Raw genomic sequence first — 18,333 nt, forward strand, 5'->3', positions numbered from 1 at the left:
GCAGAGTCCCCTGCCCGGCCTATCCGACATGCGTGGGAGGCCCCGGTGTTCATTGAGCGTACGAGTGTTGGGCTGGATGTGCACGCCCGTTCGGTTGCCGCGGCGGCGATCGACGGCGTGACCGGCGAGCTGGTGCAGGCCAGGCTTGCCCCGTCGGAGCAGGCGATCAGGTCATGGCTGGCCTGCTTGCCAGGCCCGGTCGCCGTGGTCTATGAGGCCGGCCCGACGGGGTTCGGGCTTTGGCGGGCCTTGACCTCACGGGGGGTCAGGTGCGTGGTTGCGGCCCCGTCCCGGCTCCAGCGCCCGTCGGGGGACCGGGTGAAGACCGATGCCCGGGACGCGGTGCACCTGGCGAGGCTGCTGCGCCTGGACGAGGTCACCCCGGTGGCGGTCCCGACCGTGGAGCAGGAGTCCGCGCGTGACCTGGTGCGGGCGCGGGAGGACTGCCGCGGGGACCTGATGCGGGCCCGGCACCGGCTCTCGAAGCTGCTGCTGCGGCACGGGATCGTCTACGACGGAGGCGATGCCTGGACCGGGGCCCATGACACGTGGCTGCGCAGGGACGCGGCCCCGGCGCTGGGCTCGAGGGCGACCCGGATGGCGTTCGACTCCGACTACGAGGCCGTGCTGACGGTCAAAGCCCGCCGCGACCGGCTCGACCGCGCGATCGAGGAGCTCGCTGCGGGCAGCGAGTTCGCCCCGGCCGTACACCGCCTGGGCTGCCTGCGCGGGGTCAGCACGCTGACCGGGTTCGCCCTCGCGGTAGAGATCGGAGACTGGCACCGGTTCACCGGGGCCACCATCGGCTCCTTCGTCGGGCTGACCCCGTCCGAGCATTCCTCGGGCGCGTCCCGGGCGCAGGGGCCGATCACCAAGACCGGCAACGCCCACGTCCGCCGCCTCCTGGTCGAGGCCGCCTGGCACCACCGTGCCCGCTACGCGGTCGGGAAGACCCTTCGGGACCGGTGGGAGCTCGCCCCGGCCGCGGCACGGGCCCGCGGCGACGAGGGCAACCAGCGCCTGCACGCCCGGTGGGTGCGGTTCCTCGAGCGGCGCAAGCGCCCGACCGTGGCCAACGTCGCCGTCGCCCGCGAGCTGGCCGGCTGGTGCTGGTCCCTGGCAGTCATGGACGACGACTGACTCCCGAAGGCCGCTTCGCCACGGCGCAAGGTGCCGGCGGCAGCGCGTGGAGCCACCCGCGGCGCAACTATGAACAGACCCCCTCCTGGGGCCAACGTTCGCTCCTAGACACGCGGACCGACTCCAGCCGAACCACCGCCCTGCGGTAGCCAACCCGCGCATATCAGCCTGACCGCGCGTCGCCCAACGACACGCTCGCCGGCGCCCGCCACGCGAAGCACAGAGGCGCCGCCAGGACTCCCTCCCGGCGGCGCCTCGCCATGCCCACTTGACAGCGGACTACTCCATATCAGTTGCTCGTCAGGTCCTGTTCTTGAAATGCCGGAAGAGGTGGCTTTCTCGCACGGTCACCGTCGCGCCGACGGCGCCCATGATCGCGGCGGATGCGCCGGCGGCGCACGTGAGCCCGGCCATCACAAGTGCGGTGTCGAGGGTGGACCGGAAGAGAACGACGCCGGCAACAGCGATCGCGCAGAAAGCGCCCGCCGCGGCCAAAGTGGCCCACATCGCCGATTCCGCCCCGAGGATGACGGCGAGGTGTCCCGGCCTGACGCCCGAGTGGAGGGCCGCGGCGAATTCGAGCCGTCGGCGGACGGTGGATCCCGCGCCGAGCACGGCTCCGAGGATCGCCGCCGCGATCGGGGCGAAGCGCGTGACGCGGGCTTCGAAGTCTGCCGAACCCTCCCAGTTCCGTCCGAAGCTCTCGTTGAGGAGGGAGATCGAGGCACCTCCGGGCCTGCCGTCGACGCCGTCCGCCGTCCCGCGCAGGAGGCCGTCGCGCGAGGACGTGCTCGGCCATACTTCCGCGAGGCACGCATCGAAAGGCCCGGACGCGAGCGTCGGCACAAGGACGGCGTTGGCAAAGCGCGGATCGCGCCCGTCGCGCTCGGTGTAGGGGAATACGCCCGCGATGGTGAGGTAGCCGCGATCCGTGGAGAGGGTGTCTCCCGCCTCGACGCTCCAGCGGGCGGCGAGCGTGCTCGAGACGAAGGCCCCCGGCACATCGGCGTGGCTTGCGCCGAGGACCGTGGGGAGGCCCTGCGTGACGTCGAACACCGGGATCGTCAGGCCGCCGAGGGCGTCGAGCGAAAGGGGCGCGGAGTCCCGGAAGGCGCCTGAAGCTGTGATTCCGTCGACGGCAGCGAGTGCTTCGCACGCGTCGGGGTTGATGGAATGCGGGGCGGACGCCGCCCGGATCGCGGCGCCGGAGGCGCGGTACGCCTGGGCTTGGGAGTCGAGGCGGCCGACGGCAGTGGCGTCGCCGAAGGACGCTGCCGCGAGGAGAAGCCCGAGCGCCACGGCCAGGAATGCTGCCCGGCTCGTGCCCGTCGCGAGGTTGCGCCAGCTTTCCCGGAGGCACTCACGGATGAGCATGACCGGCCTCCGAAGGTCCCGGCGCGTGGGCGCGCGCGGAGAGGTCGACGACGGCGCCGCACGCCGCGAGCGTCTCGCCGTCGTGGCTTGCGACGACGACGGCGGACCCCCGCGCGGCGAGCGACGCGAGCACTGAGTTCACTGTCGCCGCATTGGCGCGGTCCAGCTGCGCGGTCGGCTCGTCGACGAGGATGAGGTCGGGGTGGCCGGCCACGGCGCGGGCCAGCATGAGCCTCTGGGCCTCGCCTCCCGAGAGGGCAGAGAACGGCATGTCCACGTTTCCTGCGAGGCCGAAATCGCCGAGGAGCGCCGCGGCTTCCCGCGTGGCGGACGCCCGGTCGAGTCCGTGGGCGAGGAATGCGAGGGCGACGTGGTCGAGCGCCGTGCGGCGGGGCACACCGAAGGGATTCTGGAAGACCCAGCGCGTGGTCGTTCCGCGGGCGACGACGACGCGGCCCCGGCGCGGCTTCTCCCATCTCGCGATGATCGAGAGCAGGGTTGACTTCCCCGAGCCCGACGGGCCGGAGATGCCCGTGACGACGCCGCTCGAAAACGTCGCGGTGAGGCCCTCGAAGAGCCATTGATCCGGTTTGAAGCCGTGGCTGACGTCATGGAGCAAGACGACGGGTTCGCGCTTCAGCTCGTCGCGCACGAGGCCTCAGTCCACGACCAGCCCAGGCGCGCCGTGCGCGGGGCTGGGCCCTCGAATATGCCCAGCACGGCGCCTCCGCTCGATCCGACGACGCGGAGCCGATGGTCGGCGTCGTCATCCCCTCGGACGCACGCCGCTGAACCCTTGGGCGGGGAGACAGCGGAGATCGGCAGGCGCGCCACACGCAGCGGCGTGGTCAGGGCGACCCTGAGGCTTACGGGCTTGGGAGCGGACCCCTGGGCGCGGGCCGCCGTGTATTCCGTGCTGCTCGAGACAGCCCGGAGGAAAGCGGCGTCCGTGATGACGCCGTCGTCTCCTACGGCTGACGACGCCGAGCCGAACTGGGCCGTGCGCGCCCCCGGAGTCCACGACGACCCGTCCGGCGCGGCGACCCGGAGGCTCTGGAGAGCCCCAGCTGCCGTAAGGAAGGGCGAGCCGGGGGAGTAGGCCGAGCCGACGAGCGCATCGCACGAGAGGACCTCGGTCGACGCCGCCGGGAGCCACATGATGTCGCGCAGCGAGAGGCTGCCGTCGCGCTGCTCGAGGCCGTGCTTGATCTGGATGGCGCGGACCGCACGCGCGACCGCAGCGTCGTACGCGCCCTTCTCGGCGACCTCGTGGCCCATGTCCCGGAGCGCCGCCCGGAGGGCGTCGACGTCGGGACCCGACGTTCCCGCCCGGAGGTCCCGGAAGAACGGGACGGCCGTCGCGAGACTGAGGACGGGGTGCCCGTCGACCGACGCGACGATGCGGCCGGACTCGATCGAGGCGCCGCCGACGCACTCGGTCGACGTGACGATGCCTCCGCGCCCGAGGGATACGGCCGCCGGCTTCGACGTCGTGACCGTTGCGCCTGCCGACCTCTCGTCCCGATGTTCGACGTAGACGACGGGGACGGTGCGCGGAGCCGAGGGTTCGGACAGATTCGGCGGAGGCGCGGCCCACAGGGCGGCGCAGACCGCGGCAGCCGAGCCGGCACCGATGAGGAGGGCGACGGCGGCGATGACGAGGCGGCTTTGAAACCGATCCTCGGTCACAGGACTGCCAGGGCAATGCCTGCACCGACGAGGCAGGCTTGAACGTCATCGGACTTGAAGTCGAAGGGCATGTCCTTGAGGCGGCTCCCGCCGCCTGCTTTCGGTTCGTTCATGGATCTTGTGAACTGTTGGAGCGAGTACCCGTCAGGAACAAGTCCTGAGCGTTCGAGGCAACGATAGGCAGCTTCGTCCGGATCTCTTAGTAGCTCAGGATTTCCCTGTTGGAATGCGAACATCTCGGGAAGGTAGCCGGTGGTAATCTTCTGACACGCGGACACGATGTCCATGGCCTGCTCAAGTGATTGGCCGGGCTTGAGAGGGGCTGCCTTCTCGTAGTAGAGCCCGTTCGGCAGCTTTTTGAGCGCTACTGGCTCGCCTCTTTCGGACATGCACGCGGAGTATCGGGAGTATGCCTCGTCGTAGTCAGCCTGAGCGATTCGCCCCTTCTCCTTGGCGCGCCGATACACCTCGCGTTCGAAGTCGTTGAGATTCGGCTGTGCGAGCTTCAGGTCGAGCAACTCGGCGAAGCTCCCTGCAATCTTGCTGCCAGCTTCTGAATGTGGCTGATCCGCGGCGCAGCCTGCAAGTGCGATGGTGGCGATCAGAGCGCATGCCGCCCACGTATGCTTCAGCATGCTCGCTGGTAGGCCTCGTGCGTCCAGCTGTACCCGGAGGCATCGGCCTTGCTGCGCCAGTTGGATGGCCACCCATAATTCCAGTAGCTGCCGATGCGCGCGACCGGCAACGTTGATCATTTGATCCCCCAAGAATCGTTTGGATTATACGTTTTTATTGAACGGCCACCGACATGTTCGCCCCGACGAGACATGCCTGGACCTCATCGGACTTGAAGTCGAACGGCATATCGGCGAGTGAACTCCCACCGCCTACTTTGGGCTCGCGGAACCCCTTCCGGAACTGTTCGAGCGAATAACCATCCCGCACGAGGTCTGAGCGTTCGAGGCAGCGATAGGCCACCTCGTAGGGGTCACCCGCAAGTTCCCGGTTCTCCTGCTGAATCCCGAACGCCTCGGGGATGAAGCCCTTGGCCGTTTGAGCGCAGCTGAGTGCGAGAGCTTCAACCTGCTCGGACGATTCGCCCGCATTCACCCTCACGTTTCCCTCCCAGTAGAGACCATTCGGGAGCCTGCGGAGGGTAATCGGCTTTCCGCCGTCTGCCATGCACTGGGAATAGCGGGAGAAGGCTTCGTCATAGTCCGCCTGATCGATGCGTCCCGTGGCTCTGGCTCGTTCGAATACCTCGCGTTCGAAATCATTGGAGGAGGGACGCGAGAGATAGTCCTCGATCAATTCGGTGAAGCTTCCAGCGAGCTTGCGAGGAGCGGAGTTCGAGTGCTCGGGGGCGCAGCTCGCGATGGCGAGGACGGACAATCCGAGTAGAACCGCCGAAACGCGCTTCAGCATCCGCGCTGGAAGGCCTCGTGGGTGAAGTTGAAGCCGTTCACCTGCGCGAGGCTGTACCTGCGCGACGGCTCCCCAAAGCGACGATCATCACCGAGCCTTGCCACCGATTGGCGGCAAATCGATGGATTGTAGATGGAGATCTCGGCGTGGGCTTCCCACCAGTTCGACCAGTTCGACCAGTTCCAGTACATCCCGTCGACGGCTGCGTGGGAAGCGGTTGGAACCGCCGTGAGAAGCCCCGCGCTCAGTGCGCCGGCAGCGAGGACTTTTGCGAGGCGAGAAGTGGCAACTTTGACCATTTGATCCCCCATAGATCATGTGAGCCAGGTTCGGCTGACCGGTGCGGTTGATGGCTCGAACGTAGCATCATCAATCGGAGGACGCAAGCAGTGGGAATTCACGTCTGAGGGAGCGCGAAGCAATTCTTGGGCAATTCTTGGGCGCATTTTCAGAGCGATCCGCGGAATGGCGCGGAAGGACCTAAGAATTTCTTAGGCAATTGTTGGGCGTCAGCCGAGCACGTGATTCCCAAAGGTTCCCCGGCGGCTGTCGCATGTGAGACCGCGGCATGATTCGCTGGAGAGTGCTCCGTGAGGCCACCGTGGCCTCTGAGGCTTCGGGCACATCGCGGCCCCTCCCGGCGAGGGCGGCAATGACCGGCTGCAGCTCGCGGCCCTGATCTGTCAGCGTGTACTCGACCTGGGCGGCGCCTCACCATCCTATGGCCCCAGGCCGTTTCAGCCCTTAAGCTTCGAGCACCCGGGCCGCGATCGGTCTGCGGGAGAAGGGGTGCAAATTGGGGGATACGAAGTCCATGACGACACCATCGACCTGCCCGAGACCGGGCGGGCACGCCTGGCTGGGCCAGGACACGATCAACTACGGCTTCGGATGGACACGGGCCGACGGGTTCCCTGATCTGCAGCTGGATCAGGAGCACCTGGACGACAACGCTCTCCAGGCTCTGGCGGATAGGGCCAAGCTGGCGGCCAACGACAGCCGCATGGCCGCCATGCAGTGCCTCGCGGTCCTGTTCGCCCGCGATGTCTATGCGCGGCAGCCGGAAGCGGACGCCGGCTACCTTGAAGTCAAAGACGGCGTCCGCGGTTATGCCCAGCTCGTGGGCGTGTCCGTGCGCCGTGGGGACGATAGCGTGATCGAACACATCGACAGGGAAGGTCACGTCTTCTCCCCGGACGGGAAGCTGGCCCTCCCCGCAGACCGGCGGAGGGCAGAGCTCCTCCACGCCCTTCAGATCGAGTTCTACCAACCGCGGTGGACAGCAGAATGGTCGCCGAGCAGCGAGGCCGGCAAGCAGACACGCTTCGAGTACGAGGACTGAGCCGCGGTTCGCGTGGAAGACTCCAGGGAATTGACCGATGCATGGAATCGGCTTCGTCCGGCCCTCAGGCCCGGGGAACGCCTCCTCTGGTAGGGGCAGCCCGATCCGCAGGTGCTGTTCTCGGCAGCGGACCTCTTCCTGGTGCCGTTCAGCATCATGTGGGCAGGGTTCGTGGTGTTCTGGGAGTTCACAGCGGTCGCCAGCCGGGCTCCCGTCTTCTTCGACCTCTGGGGCATTCCGTTCATCCTCGTAGGCCTCTACAGCACTGCGGGCCGCTTCGTCTTCAAGAGGCGGCGAAAGCTCGCGACCGTCTACGGGCTCACCGACTCGCGGGCGATCGTGCTGTCAGGCGAACGATCGGTTGCCGACGCACCCGTCAAGGGCATGCCAATGCGCATCAGGCGCTCCCGGGACGGACGGCACGTGAACGTGATCTTCGGCGGCGGTGCCCGCTGGCTCGCCTATCAGAACACCGGACTGGACTTTTTCGGCTTCGGCCAGGATCAAGGACTCGCCTTCTTCGACGTGGCCGACCCCGACGGTCTTATCCGTGTCTTGGATAGCGTGCGATAACATCAGGCTGTCCCGGGGAAACCAGACGTAGCGGCTCGTCTCAGTCGCGGTAGACCCAGTCAACGGGTAGTCACCCCGCCATGAGGCGAAGGCTCTCGTCACACGTAGTGACGTCACTTATGTTGACAGAAAACTTCTCAGCCGATGTTGTGTGAAACCGAAAGATCAGACACCCTAGGGTGCCGCCGTCTGCGCTGCGAATACGGACTTGCTGAGGATTGCTGTTCGAATCAACGTCAAGCAGTGTGCTACGGCCCGGGGACAGATGCCGGGCTTTGTGCAGGTCGAGCGTTATCTCGCCATTGGTGTTGTTTGTGATCGTGACTCCCGCCCATTGATCACCATCGATGTAGCTGCCGCAAGCGGCCGCGGCGAGCACCAGCCCCACACATAGGAGAGATCCTGCGACCCGCTCCGCTGGCGTTGCGAGCCGAGCAGATTCAGGCCGGTCAGCATCAGATGTTTCGTGCACCCGGTCGGTCCCCCAATCCAGCCTCCCAGCCATAGTTGTTCGGCCCAAGCTCTCTGTGGCCGTCCTCGTCGATCCCGGGTAAATGGGTGTGGAGTGGACCACCGGGATTCGCGTCGATTCGGGGGATGTGCTTGATTAGCACCTCGCCCTTTCCGCCTTCGTCGTTGTACGGTTCGCTCGCTCCGAGAACGGTCGTTACGACGTCAAGGAACTTGTCGATGTCGAGCATCTGGTTTTCGAACCTTGTCGCTCCATTATTGGCCCAAGTGGGTAGCCGGTCACTGAGGCTCCCCTGCATCCGGTAGGTACGTAATACGCCGCGTACGGGGCGAAGGCAACCGCGCCCACCGCTTGTCGCATAGCCTCGCAGAGCCCATCTAGAAGTCGACACGGACCGGGGCCGAGCGGATCGATTGCGTTCAGCGGGTCGTTGCCGGTGTAGCCATACTCGGAGCGAGCGACCGCAGCCAGCAGGTGGCAGTGAGGCGACTGGGCGCCGCGCCGTCCTCCTGGACTACTCAGGCGCCCAGCACTCGATCCAGAGCGGACCGCCCGCCGTCGCGGCGCGGGACACCCGGGCAAGGGATCCGTCGGCCCCGATCCGGTACGCCGTCACGTGATCGGAGCGCTCGCCGCACGCGAGGAGATACCGGCCCGATGGGTCGATCGCAATGCCACGCGGCTGCGCTTCGGTCGGCGTACGGCGGACGAATTCGAGAAGGCCCTCGTCCCGAACGGCGAAGATGGCGAGCGTGCTCGTGGACCGCTCGGCGGCCACGAGGAAGCGGCCGTCGGGCGTGAGCCGGAGGTCCGAGCACCACACGACACCGAGCCCCGGGTCCGCCGTGCTCGGCGAGCGGACGGGACCGGGCGCAAGCTCGAGCCCCTCGATCGCGGAGGCGCGCTGCAGCAGAGCGAGCTGCCCAGTCGACGCCTCGCGCTCGTAGACGGCCACGTCGCCCGAGAGTTCGTGGAGCACGTAGGCGCGGTCGCCGGAGGCGTTGAAGCGCAGGTGCCGCGGACCCGAACCCTGCCTGGCGGCGACGTGCCCGCTCGGGGCGACGGCGTCGTCGTCATTTGTTTTGGCCGCGCCTGCATCCGAGCCGCTGCCCGCCGCGTCGAGGGCGAACCAGCTCACGCGGTCGTCGCCGAGCGAGGCCGTGTAGACAAAGCGCCCGTCAGGGCTCACGACGGCGCAATGCGTATTCGCGCCCGAACGGAACGTCTCGACGCGGCCCGCGTCGCCGGGGACCGGGAATCGGATGAGCCGGCCCTCATGATACGAGGCGCCGAAGAGCTCGCGCCGGTCGGGCGTAAGGGAGATGTAGCACGTCGTGACAGGGAGTTCGCGCACCGGCCCCGCGGCTGCCGCGCCGCTGCGTTCCGAGAGGGGCAGGGCGACGACGCGCGGCGGCACGTCCGGGAACGGTCGGTCGACGTTGCAGGCGGCATAGAGCGTGCCAGACGGATCGAGCGCGAGCGACGAGACGTGCTCGAGTCCCTCCATGCGTCCGCTCGGCTCGAGCGTCCCCGATTCGGGGTCGAGGGCCAGGACGTCGACGGTGCCGCCTGACGCACACGCGATGTACACGAAAGTCCGGGACACGCTCACTCCTTGCCGTCGGGGGTTGGGCCGTCGTCGAGCCAACCCGCCGCGCGGAACATGCGCTCGTAGATGGCCCGGATCGTCGGTTCCTTGTGCCGGTTGTAGTTCATCACAAGCTGCTCGCCCGTGGCGCTCGCGGCGGCGAGTTTCGCGTCGCGGTATTCGCTCCGGTCCTCCGGATGGGTGCGGAGCCAATCGCGGAACATGCGGTGCCGCACTGTTTCGGGGCAGCCTGGGCCGAACACGTGGAGGTTGACCTGGGGCACGTCCGCGGCGTCTCGGCGCACGAGGGCCCGATGTTCATGCCAGCCGGGCTCGCGGAGCCGCAGCATGTAGCCCACAGTCTCGAGCGCGGGCACGTACGCCGCCTCGACTGCCGGGTCGCGCACCGTGAGGTCGACGTCGATGACGGGCTTTGCGGGCAGGCCCGGCACCGAGGTCGAACCGACATGCTCGACGGCGAGGGCCGAACCACCCAGCGCGGCGCGGATCCCGGTGGCGACGCGCTCGAACTGGCTCGGCCACGCGTCGTCGTACGGGACGACTCGGACCGGAGCCGGCACGGGCGCGCCGCCGACCCACTCGAGCCGGCCATCGGCCGCATCGTGGAAGGCCATGACGGCCTCGCGCCAGAGCCGCGTGGCCTCTCGGGAATTCGTGTCCACGATAGGCCACGCTAGCAGCGGCGAATTGTCGGGTTGTGCTGGGTGTTGGCGGTGGTCACCCTGCGCCGCCCGACAATTCGCGGCGCCGGGAGGTTGCGGGGGTGTTATTCGGCGTCGTGGTCGGTTTCGAGGATGGTGACGAGGTGGTCGAGGGCGGTTTCGGCGTTGGGGTGGTCGGCGCGGAGGATGACCTTCTGGCTGTATTCGGCGCCGAGGCTCATGAGGGAGAGGATGCTGGAGGCGTCGAGGGCCTCGTCGGCGGGCTCGCCTTCTTTGGCGATGGTGACTTCGAAGTCGTATTCGCCGGCGGCCTCGGCGAAGATCGCGGCGGGGCGGGCGTGGAGCCCGACGCGGGAGCCGATGGTGGCGGTGCGTTCTGCCATGGGGGTTCCTTCTCTAGGGGCGGGTGGGTGGGTCAGAGGCCGAGCTTGTCGAGGATGGGCAGGTGGGCGCGGGCGGTGTCGCGGGCGGCCTGTGCTGACGGGGCCGCGAGGGCCTGGGCGGCGAGGCGCTGGGCGTCCGCGACGGTGACGGTGGCCAGGACGGCGGCGACGCCGGCGAGGGCGCGGGGGCTCATGGACAGGGTCGTGACGCCGAGGCCGACGAGGACGACGGCCAGGGCGGGGTCGGCGGCGGCCTCGCCGCAGACCCCGACAGGCTTCGCGGTGCCCGTCGCGAGCGCGGCCTCGTCGGCGCCGTCGCACGTGGCCTTGATGAGCTTGAGGACGGCGGGCTGCCAGGGGTCGTTCAGGGCCGCGAGAGGCCCGAGCATACGGTCGGCGGCCATGGCGTACTGGGTGAGGTCGTTCGTGCCGAGGGAGGCGAAATCCGCGTGCGCGAGGACGTGGGAGGCGGTCAGCGCCGCGGAGGGGACCTCGACCATGACCCCGGCGGTCTTGAGCCCCGCGTCGCGGGCCATCTCGGTGAAGGCCGCGGCCTCCTCGGCGGTGGCGATCATGGGGGCCATGACCCAGACGTCGGCGTCGTGTTCGGCCTCGGCGGCGGCGATCGCCTCCAGCTGGCGGGCCAGGACCCCCGGGGTGGTGCGGTCTGTGCGGTAGCCGCGCACGCCGAGGGCCGGGTTGGGCTCGTCGGCATTGGTCAGGAACGGCAGGGGCTTGTCCGCGCCGGCGTCGAGGGTCCGGATGACGACCTTCTTGTGTGGGAACTGGGCGAACACGGCCCCGTAGGCTTCGACCTGCTCGGCAATCGTGGGCTCGGTGTCCCGGTCCAGGAAGCAGAACTCTGTGCGCAGCAGGCCCACGCCCTCGGCCCCGGCTGCGGCGGCCGCGGCGGCGTCCTTGCCGGTGCCGACGTTTGCCAGCAGCGGCACGGGGTGCCCGTCGGCGAGCCGGCTGTCCCCGGCGAACTGGGCCAGGGTCGCGGACTGGGTGGCCCAGGCCCGGGCTGCGTCGGCCTCGGCAGGGCCGGGCTCGGTGGTGACCCGGCCCGCGGCGCCGTCGACGTAGACCTCGGTCCCGTCCTCGATGCGGTCCACGCCCTCGGCCGCGACCACGGCCGGCAGGCCCAGGGCCCGGGCCAGGATCGCGGTGTGGGACTGCGGCCCGCCGCCGGAGGTGATCAGGGCGATCACCCTGGCCGGGTCCAGGGTCGCGGTGTCCGCCGGGGCGAGGTCCTCGGCGGCCAGGATGAACGGGGTGTCCGAGACCGGGATGCCCGGGGCCGGCAGGCCGCGCAGCTCGGCCACGATCCGGGAGCGGACGTCCAGGACGTCCGCGGCCCGCTCGGCCATGTACCCGCCCAGGCCCCTGAGCCTCTCCGCGACCGCGGCCCCGGACTCCCACACCGCCCGTTCGGCGGTGCGGGGACCGCCGTCCCCGGCCGGGTCCAGCAGCTTCACGGCGCCCTTGACCAGCATCGGGTCCGCGGCCATGAGTGCGGTCGCCTCCAGAACGCCCCTCGCGTCCCCGGCCGTGGCCGCGGCCCGGGCCTTCAGCTCGGCCTGGACCGCCTTCGACGCGGCCCGGATCCGCTCCGCCTCGGACTCCGCCGTGACCCCCGCCGGGATGTCCACCTGAGCATGCGGCTCCCACACCGGGGCCGGCATCTGTCGCACCCGCCCCACCACACGCCCAGGCGTCACACCGACACCGTGAAACTGCTGGCTCATAGGGAGTTCCTTTCGGCAGGCTCGGCGTGGCGGTGCCCTCTTCTGCGGGGGTCGCGCGCCGTCGTTCTCTTGTTTGGGGGCTCGCACAGTTCTGGTTCGCGCGAGCGATCTGTGCGGTCTCAGCTCGGTGCCGCCCCGCCGTCGTCGGCGGAGGGTATCCGCTACCTTAGCGTCTATAGCGTTGCTATACAAGGAGGTTTCGTGATCCTCACCACGCACTCCGCCCATGTGACGCAGTTCACTCTCGGGCCTTGTATAGCGTTGCTATAGCGGTTAGGCTAGCGATCATGCGTGATACGGACATGGGCGTCGCCGACGACGCCCAGGGCGGAGATTCAGCTAAATCTTCGCCCCGTGAGCGGCTTATCGCAGCCGCCACGGAACTGCTTGCACGGTCGGACGGCAAGCCGGTGTCCACCCGCCAAATCACGGATCTCGCTGGAGTGACGGCGCCAACGCTGTACCACCACTTCGGCGACAAAGACGGGCTCATGGAAGCTGTCGTGGCGAGAGGCTTCGAGGAGTTCGTCCAGCGCGAAGGGATGATCGAGCGATCGGCAAGCCCGATCCGAGACGTCCAACGGCTGTGGGACATCCACGTCCACTTCGGGCTGACGCACGTGCAGCTGTACACCCTCATGTTCGGCAACACCGGCCCAGGCCGCCGCCCGGTTCTCGTCGAGGAGGCTGAGCACCTCCTCGAACAAGAGCTCGGGCGCGTGGCCGCGGCCGGTCAGCTCGCTGTGCCGCCTGCTCAGGCGGCGCGAGCCGTCATTGCCGCCAACATCGGAGTCACCCTCATGCTGTTGGCGGACGAACCCGACCAACCACTCTCAGCGGATGACATCGCGAGCCTGCCCCTTTCGGTGCAGACCCGTGATGCCGTCCTCCGCTCCGTCGTCTCGGATGCGTCCGTTGTGGACGATCCGGATCGCGGGGTGCCCGCTGGGGGCCAGCCGTCCTATGTCGCGGCGGCCATCGCCCTCAATGCCACGCTCGAGTCCTCGCATCCGGAGCAGCTTTCCGGGACCGAGATGCGGCTCTTCCTCGAATGGCTCCACCGGCTCTCCAAGGGCTCGAACGGCGGAGACTGACCGCACAGGGAAAGCCAGCCCCACATCCTCCGGCGGCCCGCAAGGCTGCCTCCTGACACGAAAGCAGGGAACCATGTCGATCACCGCTGCCCCAAACAGGCTTCATGCCGCGCGGGCCGGGGTGCAGAAATTCGGCACCTTCCTCTCCGGGATGATCATGCCGAACATCGGCGCCTTCATCGCCTGGGGTCTCATCACCGCGCTCTTCATCAAGACCGGCTGGCTCCCGGTCCCGGCCCTGGGCGGGTTCGGGAACGATCCTTCGGGCCAGCCGTACACGGGCCTCGTCGGCCCCATGATCACGTACATGCTCCCGCTCCTGATCGCCTACACGGGCGGCAAGGCGGTCTACGACGTGCGAGGCGGCGTCGTCGGCGCGATCGCCACGATGGGCGTCATCATCGGCGCCGGCATCCCGATGTTCATCGGCGCGATGATCATGGGCCCGCTCGGCGGCTGGACCATGAAGAAGATCGACGCCATCTGGGACGGCAAGATCCGGCCCGGCTTCGAGATGCTCGTCAACAACTTCTCGGCAGGCATCTGGGGAGCGCTCCTCGCGTTGTTCGGGTTTTTCGCGATCAGCCCAGTCGTGGCGGGCATCAGCAACTTCGCAGGGGGCGTCGTCCAGTTCATGGTCAACGCCGGGATCCTGCCGCTCACCTCGATTTTCATCGAGCCGGCCAAGGTCCTCTTCCTCAACAATGCGGTCAACCACGGCGTCCTCACGCCGCTCGGCATCCAGCAGGCCGCGTCGCAGGGCAAGTCGATCCTGTTCCTGCTCGAGGCGAACCCCGGCCCGGGCCTCGGCGTCCTTCTTGCCTACATGTTCTTCGGCAAGGGCGCGGCGAAGGCGTCGGCTCCGGGTGCTGCGCTCATCCACTTCATCGGCGGCATCCACGAGATCTACTTCCCGTACGTCCTCATGCGGCCGCTCCTCATCCTCGCCACCATCGGCGGTGGCATGACCGGCATCGCGACCCTCGCGATCACCCATGCCGGCCTCGTGGCGCCGTCCGCGCCGGGTTCGATCATCGCGGTCCTGGCCCAGACCTCCCGCGACAGCTACGTCGGCGTCATCCTGTCCGTGATCCTCGCGTGCACGGTGTCCTTCATCATCGCGTCGATCATCCTCAGGGCATCGAGGAACAGGGAAGAGGGAGACCTCGCGGCGGCGACTGCGCACATGGAGGAGATGAAGGGCCGGAGGTCCATGGCCTCGACGCTGCTGCGCGGCGCGGGGGGCGTCGCGACGGCGACCGAGATCAAGAACATCGTCTTCGCGTGCGACGCCGGCATGGGCTCGAGCGCGATGGGCGCCTCGGTACTGCGCAACAAGATCCGGGCCGCCGGTCACCGGCACGTCACGGTCACGAACCAGTCGATCGCGAACCTCACGGACACGTATGACCTCGTCGTCGTCCATCAAGACCTCGCCCTTCGGGCTGGCGAGAAGACCCCGAGCGCGCAGCTCGTCACAGTCGACAACTTCATGGGCAGTCCGAAGTACGACGAGATCGTCGACCTGCTCAACGAGCAGGCCGAGACCGAGGCCGTCCCCTTCCCGGGCGTGGCCGGGAAGGCTGAGCCAGCCTCCGAGGCCGAGGCTGCCGCGGCCCACGTCGCGGTGCCCCATCACCACGCGGAGACGAAGCACGTCCTGCGGCGTGAATCGGTCGTCCTGTCCGGCTCTGCCTCGGACATGGCGGGCGCGATCGACGAGGCGGGTCGCCTCCTCAAGGCGGCAGGCGCGGTGGACGACGCCTACGTCGCCGCGATGCATGAGCGCGAGAGCTCCGTCTCGACGTTCATGGGCAACGGCCTCGCGATCCCGCACGGCACCAACGAGGCCAAGCCGCACATCGCCGCCTCGGCCGTGACCTTCGTCCGCTACTCCGAGCCGATCAACTGGCAGGGCCAGGCCGTGAAGTTCGTGGTCGGCATCGCGGGGAAGGACAAGGAGCACCTCGGAATCCTCGCGAAGATCGCCAAGGTCTTCGGGGACCGCGAGCAGGTGGCGCGGCTCGAGGCGGCCCAGAGCGTCGACGAGGTGCTCGACATCTTCGGAAGGGTCAACGCGTGAGCGCACAGCCGGAGGCGACCGACCCGAGCACACAGCCGGAGGCGCCAGGCACGGGTTCGGACTCGAAGTCGGCAGTCCATTTCGGGGCGGGCAACATCGGGCGCGGCTTCGTGGGGCTTCTCCTCCACGAAGCGGGCTACGATCTCGTCTTCGCCGACGTCGCGGCACCGCTCATCGACGCCCTGAAGGCCACGCCGTCGTACACCGTGCACGAGGTGGGGGAGGGCGGCCGGGACCACGTGGTGGATCGGTACGCCGCCGTCAACTCGGCCACGGACGAAGCCGAGCTCGTCGAGCGGATCGCCCGCGCCGACGTCGTGACGACGGCGGTGGGTCCGAACATCCTCAAGTTCGTGGCCCCTGTCATCGCCCGCGGCGTCGCGGCCCGGCCCGAGGCCGCCCCGCGCCTCGCCGTCATGGCGTGCGAGAACGCGATCAACGCGACGGACCTCCTTGAGACGGAGGTCCGTGCGGCAGCCCGTGCCGAGGGAACCTCGGACGCGGACGTCGATGCGAAGGCGCTCTTCGCCAACACGGCCGTGGACCGGATCGTCCCGGCCCAGGCGCCGGGCGGCGGCCTCGACGTCCGTGTCGAGCCCTACTTCGAATGGGCCATCGAACGCGGTCCGTTCGGCGGCGAGGCCCCGGAGATCCCCGGTGTCACGTGGGTCGAATCCCTCGGGCCATACATCGAGCGGAAGCTCTTCACGGTCAACACGGGCCATGCCTCCGCAGCGTACTTCGGGCGTGGCGCGGGGAAGGAGAAGATCGCCGACGCGATCGCGGACCCCGAGATCCGGGCCAAGGTCGAGGCGGTGCTCGCGGAGACGAAGGCGCTCCTTGTCGCGAAGTACGGCTTCTCGCCTGAGGACCAGGAGTCCTACATCCGCAAGATCCTCGGCCGTTTCGCGAACGCCGAGCTGCCGGACACCGTGGATCGCGTGGGCCGTGCGCCCCTGCGCAAGCTGAGCCGCCACGAGCGCTTCGTGGGCCCCGCGGCGGAGCTCGCCGAGCGGGGCCTCGCGGCGGACGCGCTGCTCGAGGCGATGGGTGCGGCCCTTCGCTTCGACGCAGCCGACGACGACGAAGCCCAGCGTCTCCAGGCCACCCTCGCCGGGGATGGCGCGGACGCCGCCGTCGCCGAGGAGCTCACGGGGCTCGAACCGGGGCACCCGCTGTACGGCGCCGTCGTCGGCCTTGTCGCGGACGCGCGGCAGGGGCGCGGCTGACGTCACCGTTCAAGGGTCAGCTCCCGTGGGTGTCCCACCCACGGGAGCTGACCCTTGAACGCGATCAGAGCTCGACGCGCAGGATCCGCGATCCGGCGTCCGCGTTCGTCGCGAGCCACAGCTCGTTCCGCCCGGGCACCGCGACCGCGTCCCGCAGCCGCCCATATTCGTTCCGGAAGTGCTCGGTCGCGCCGGGAAGGCTTCCGCTCCCATCGGGAACGTATCCGGGGCCCGGGAGGGGAAAGCGCCAGAGCCGCTGCCCTCGGAGGCACGCGACGTACGCGACATCGCCGACGACCACGAGTCCGCTCGGCGACGCGTTCGCCGTCGAGGGCCACACGAAGGCAGCCGGGACGCTCGAGCCGCTGCGGGCCCCGCCCGTCACGGCCGGCCACCCGTAGTCGCCGCCTGCCACGATGAGGTTGAGCTCGTCGTTCCTCTCGGGGCCGAATTCGCTCGCCCAGAGGCGCCCCCGCGAATCCCACGCGAGCCCTTGGACGTTGCGATGTCCCCACGTGTAGACGCGGGTTCCGTGCGGATTCCCGGGCGCGGGCGAACCGTCCGGCGTGACCCTCAGGATCTTCCCGCCGAGGCTCCCGAGATCGGGGCTCAGGGTCCGCGTGTTCGCGTCGCCCGTGCCGATGTAGAGGAGGCCGTCGGGGCCGAACCGGAGCCGCCCGCCGTTGTGGACCACAGCTGCCGGAATCCCGTCGACGATGATGCGCTCGCCGCCCAGCGACGTGCCGTCCCACGTGAGCGTCACGACGCGGTTCGCACCCGCGGCCGTGTAATAGGCGTAGAGAAGGCCGTCCTTCGCGAACGTCGGAGAGACCTCGAGGCCGAGCAGGCCGCCTTCGCGCGTACCCTTTCGCGCGGTGACTTTCCCCGCTTCTCGCGGGGCACCGCCGTCGCCCGCGAGGCGGAGGATGCGGCCGGTGTCCCGTTCGGACACGAACGCCATGCCGTCGGGGGCGAAGGCGATCGACCACGGGGTGCGGAGGCCTTCCGCGATGGTTCCCGTCACCCGGGGAGCGGACGACGGCGCCGCGCCTCCCGCCCCCGTGCCACCTGACGCCGTGCCGCCTGACGCCGTGCTTCCTGCCGCGGTGCCACCTGACGCCGCGCTTCCTGACGATCCTCCCGACGACGACGGCGCGGGTCCGCTCGAGCGTGTCGGGCCCGGAGCGGGCGACGGTGTGCAGGCGGCGAGCCCTCCAGCCGCGGCGAGCCCTCCAGCCGCACCGAGCCCTCCAGCCGCTCTGAGCACGGCGGCCGCGCTCAGCCTGAGCGCGGCCCGGCGGGTCATCGGAGGCAATGGCATACTGCCACCCTGTCAGGCAGCCAGCCCGCAGGACAAGACGCCGCACAGGGTGCGAGGGCATAGAAAAACCTGCATCGCGCCATTGAGATGCAGGTCACACAAGAAAGTGTAGGTGCTCGGGGCTGCGAGAGTTCGCGTTGTGACCAAAACGTTGCCGGAACGTTGCCTATCGCTCACGGACTGTCGCCT

18 protein-coding genes are annotated in these 18,333 nt (G+C 68.9%); 6 read left to right on the top strand and 12 right to left on the bottom strand.

Features of this window, described 5'->3' with window-relative positions; translation table 11 throughout:
• The first annotated feature begins 45 nt into the window (after nucleotides 1-45).
• Nucleotides 46-1,140, top strand: a complete 1,095-nt coding sequence (locus tag RBS12_RS04730; RefSeq protein ID WP_307964926.1) for an IS110 family transposase — start codon at nucleotides 46-48, stop codon at nucleotides 1,138-1,140.
• Between the two features lie 300 nt (nucleotides 1,141-1,440).
• On the opposite strand, the gene RBS12_RS04735 is transcribed toward RBS12_RS04730, so the two are convergent.
• The 6 genes from RBS12_RS04735 to RBS12_RS04760 form a co-directional block, all read right to left on the bottom strand.
• Nucleotides 1,441-2,514, bottom strand: a complete 1,074-nt coding sequence (locus tag RBS12_RS04735; protein WP_307964927.1) for a hypothetical protein — start codon at nucleotides 2,512-2,514, stop codon at nucleotides 1,441-1,443.
• Nucleotides 2,501-3,166, bottom strand: a complete 666-nt coding sequence (locus RBS12_RS04740) for an ATP-binding cassette domain-containing protein (protein ID WP_307964928.1) — start codon at nucleotides 3,164-3,166, stop codon at nucleotides 2,501-2,503. The genes RBS12_RS04735 and RBS12_RS04740 overlap by 14 nt, the downstream gene beginning before the upstream one ends.
• Nucleotides 3,151-4,203 (bottom strand): peptidoglycan-binding protein, encoded by a 1,053-nt coding sequence (locus RBS12_RS04745; RefSeq protein ID WP_307964929.1) that lies wholly within the window; start codon nucleotides 4,201-4,203, stop codon nucleotides 3,151-3,153. Before RBS12_RS04745 ends, RBS12_RS04740 begins: the two co-directional genes overlap by 16 nt.
• Nucleotides 4,200-4,838 (bottom strand): hypothetical protein, encoded by a 639-nt coding sequence (locus RBS12_RS04750; RefSeq protein WP_307964930.1) that lies wholly within the window; start codon nucleotides 4,836-4,838, stop codon nucleotides 4,200-4,202. Before RBS12_RS04750 ends, RBS12_RS04745 begins: the two co-directional genes overlap by 4 nt.
• A 154-nt stretch (nucleotides 4,839-4,992) precedes the next feature.
• Nucleotides 4,993-5,628, bottom strand: coding sequence for a hypothetical protein (locus RBS12_RS04755; protein ID WP_307964931.1), 636 nt, complete (start codon nucleotides 5,626-5,628; stop codon nucleotides 4,993-4,995).
• Nucleotides 5,622-5,927 carry a hypothetical protein gene (locus RBS12_RS04760; RefSeq protein ID WP_307964932.1) on the bottom strand — a complete coding sequence of 102 codons (306 nt, stop codon included), beginning with the start codon at nucleotides 5,925-5,927 and terminating at the stop codon, nucleotides 5,622-5,624. The genes RBS12_RS04755 and RBS12_RS04760 overlap by 7 nt, the downstream gene beginning before the upstream one ends.
• Nucleotides 5,928-6,442: 515 nt before the next feature.
• Between RBS12_RS04760 and RBS12_RS04765 the strand changes: the two genes are divergently transcribed.
• On the top strand, nucleotides 6,443-6,970 hold the full coding sequence (locus tag RBS12_RS04765; RefSeq protein ID WP_307964933.1) for a hypothetical protein: 528 nt from the start codon (nucleotides 6,443-6,445) through the stop codon (nucleotides 6,968-6,970).
• A 111-nt stretch (nucleotides 6,971-7,081) separates the two neighbouring features.
• Complete coding sequence (locus RBS12_RS04770; protein ID WP_307964934.1) at nucleotides 7,082-7,543, top strand: hypothetical protein; 462 nt, start codon at nucleotides 7,082-7,084, stop codon at nucleotides 7,541-7,543.
• A 455-nt stretch (nucleotides 7,544-7,998) separates the two neighbouring features.
• On the opposite strand, the gene RBS12_RS04775 is transcribed toward RBS12_RS04770, so the two are convergent.
• From RBS12_RS04775 to ptsP, 5 genes are all read right to left on the bottom strand, one after another.
• Nucleotides 7,999-8,244 (bottom strand): hypothetical protein, encoded by a 246-nt coding sequence (locus RBS12_RS04775; protein WP_307964935.1) that lies wholly within the window; start codon nucleotides 8,242-8,244, stop codon nucleotides 7,999-8,001.
• A 285-nt stretch (nucleotides 8,245-8,529) separates the two neighbouring features.
• Nucleotides 8,530-9,621 (bottom strand): beta-propeller fold lactonase family protein, encoded by a 1,092-nt coding sequence (locus tag RBS12_RS04780; protein ID WP_307964936.1) that lies wholly within the window; start codon nucleotides 9,619-9,621, stop codon nucleotides 8,530-8,532.
• A gap of 2 nt (nucleotides 9,622-9,623) precedes the next feature.
• On the bottom strand, nucleotides 9,624-10,286 hold the full coding sequence (locus RBS12_RS04785; RefSeq protein ID WP_307964937.1) for a GrpB family protein: 663 nt from the start codon (nucleotides 10,284-10,286) through the stop codon (nucleotides 9,624-9,626).
• A gap of 104 nt (nucleotides 10,287-10,390) precedes the next feature.
• Complete coding sequence (locus tag RBS12_RS04790) at nucleotides 10,391-10,669, bottom strand: HPr family phosphocarrier protein (RefSeq protein WP_307964938.1); 279 nt, start codon at nucleotides 10,667-10,669, stop codon at nucleotides 10,391-10,393.
• A 32-nt stretch (nucleotides 10,670-10,701) separates the two neighbouring features.
• On the bottom strand, nucleotides 10,702-12,417 hold the full coding sequence (gene ptsP / locus RBS12_RS04795) for a phosphoenolpyruvate--protein phosphotransferase (RefSeq protein ID WP_307964939.1): 1,716 nt from the start codon (nucleotides 12,415-12,417) through the stop codon (nucleotides 10,702-10,704).
• A gap of 302 nt (nucleotides 12,418-12,719) precedes the next feature.
• Between ptsP and RBS12_RS04800 the strand changes: the two genes are divergently transcribed.
• From RBS12_RS04800 to RBS12_RS04810, 3 genes are all read left to right on the top strand, one after another.
• The gene (locus RBS12_RS04800) at nucleotides 12,720-13,511 is read left to right on the top strand and encodes a TetR/AcrR family transcriptional regulator (protein ID WP_307965281.1); all 792 of its coding nucleotides are present in this window, start codon (nucleotides 12,720-12,722) and stop codon (nucleotides 13,509-13,511) included.
• Nucleotides 13,512-13,584: 73 nt separating this feature from the next.
• Nucleotides 13,585-15,594 (top strand): PTS mannitol transporter subunit IICBA, encoded by a 2,010-nt coding sequence (locus RBS12_RS04805; RefSeq protein WP_307964940.1) that lies wholly within the window; start codon nucleotides 13,585-13,587, stop codon nucleotides 15,592-15,594.
• The gene (locus tag RBS12_RS04810) at nucleotides 15,591-16,823 is read left to right on the top strand and encodes a mannitol-1-phosphate 5-dehydrogenase (RefSeq protein ID WP_307964941.1); all 1,233 of its coding nucleotides are present in this window, start codon (nucleotides 15,591-15,593) and stop codon (nucleotides 16,821-16,823) included. Before RBS12_RS04805 ends, RBS12_RS04810 begins: the two co-directional genes overlap by 4 nt.
• Nucleotides 16,824-16,887: 64 nt before the next feature.
• Here RBS12_RS04810 and RBS12_RS04815 read toward each other — a convergent pair whose 3' ends face one another.
• Nucleotides 16,888-18,144, bottom strand: coding sequence for a PQQ-dependent sugar dehydrogenase (locus RBS12_RS04815; RefSeq protein WP_307964942.1), 1,257 nt, complete (start codon nucleotides 18,142-18,144; stop codon nucleotides 16,888-16,890).
• Nucleotides 18,145-18,333: the final 189 nt, after the last annotated feature.

It is taken from the genome of Sinomonas sp. ASV322 (assembly GCF_030908245.1).
Taxonomy (GTDB): Bacteria; Actinomycetota; Actinomycetes; order Actinomycetales; family Micrococcaceae; genus Sinomonas.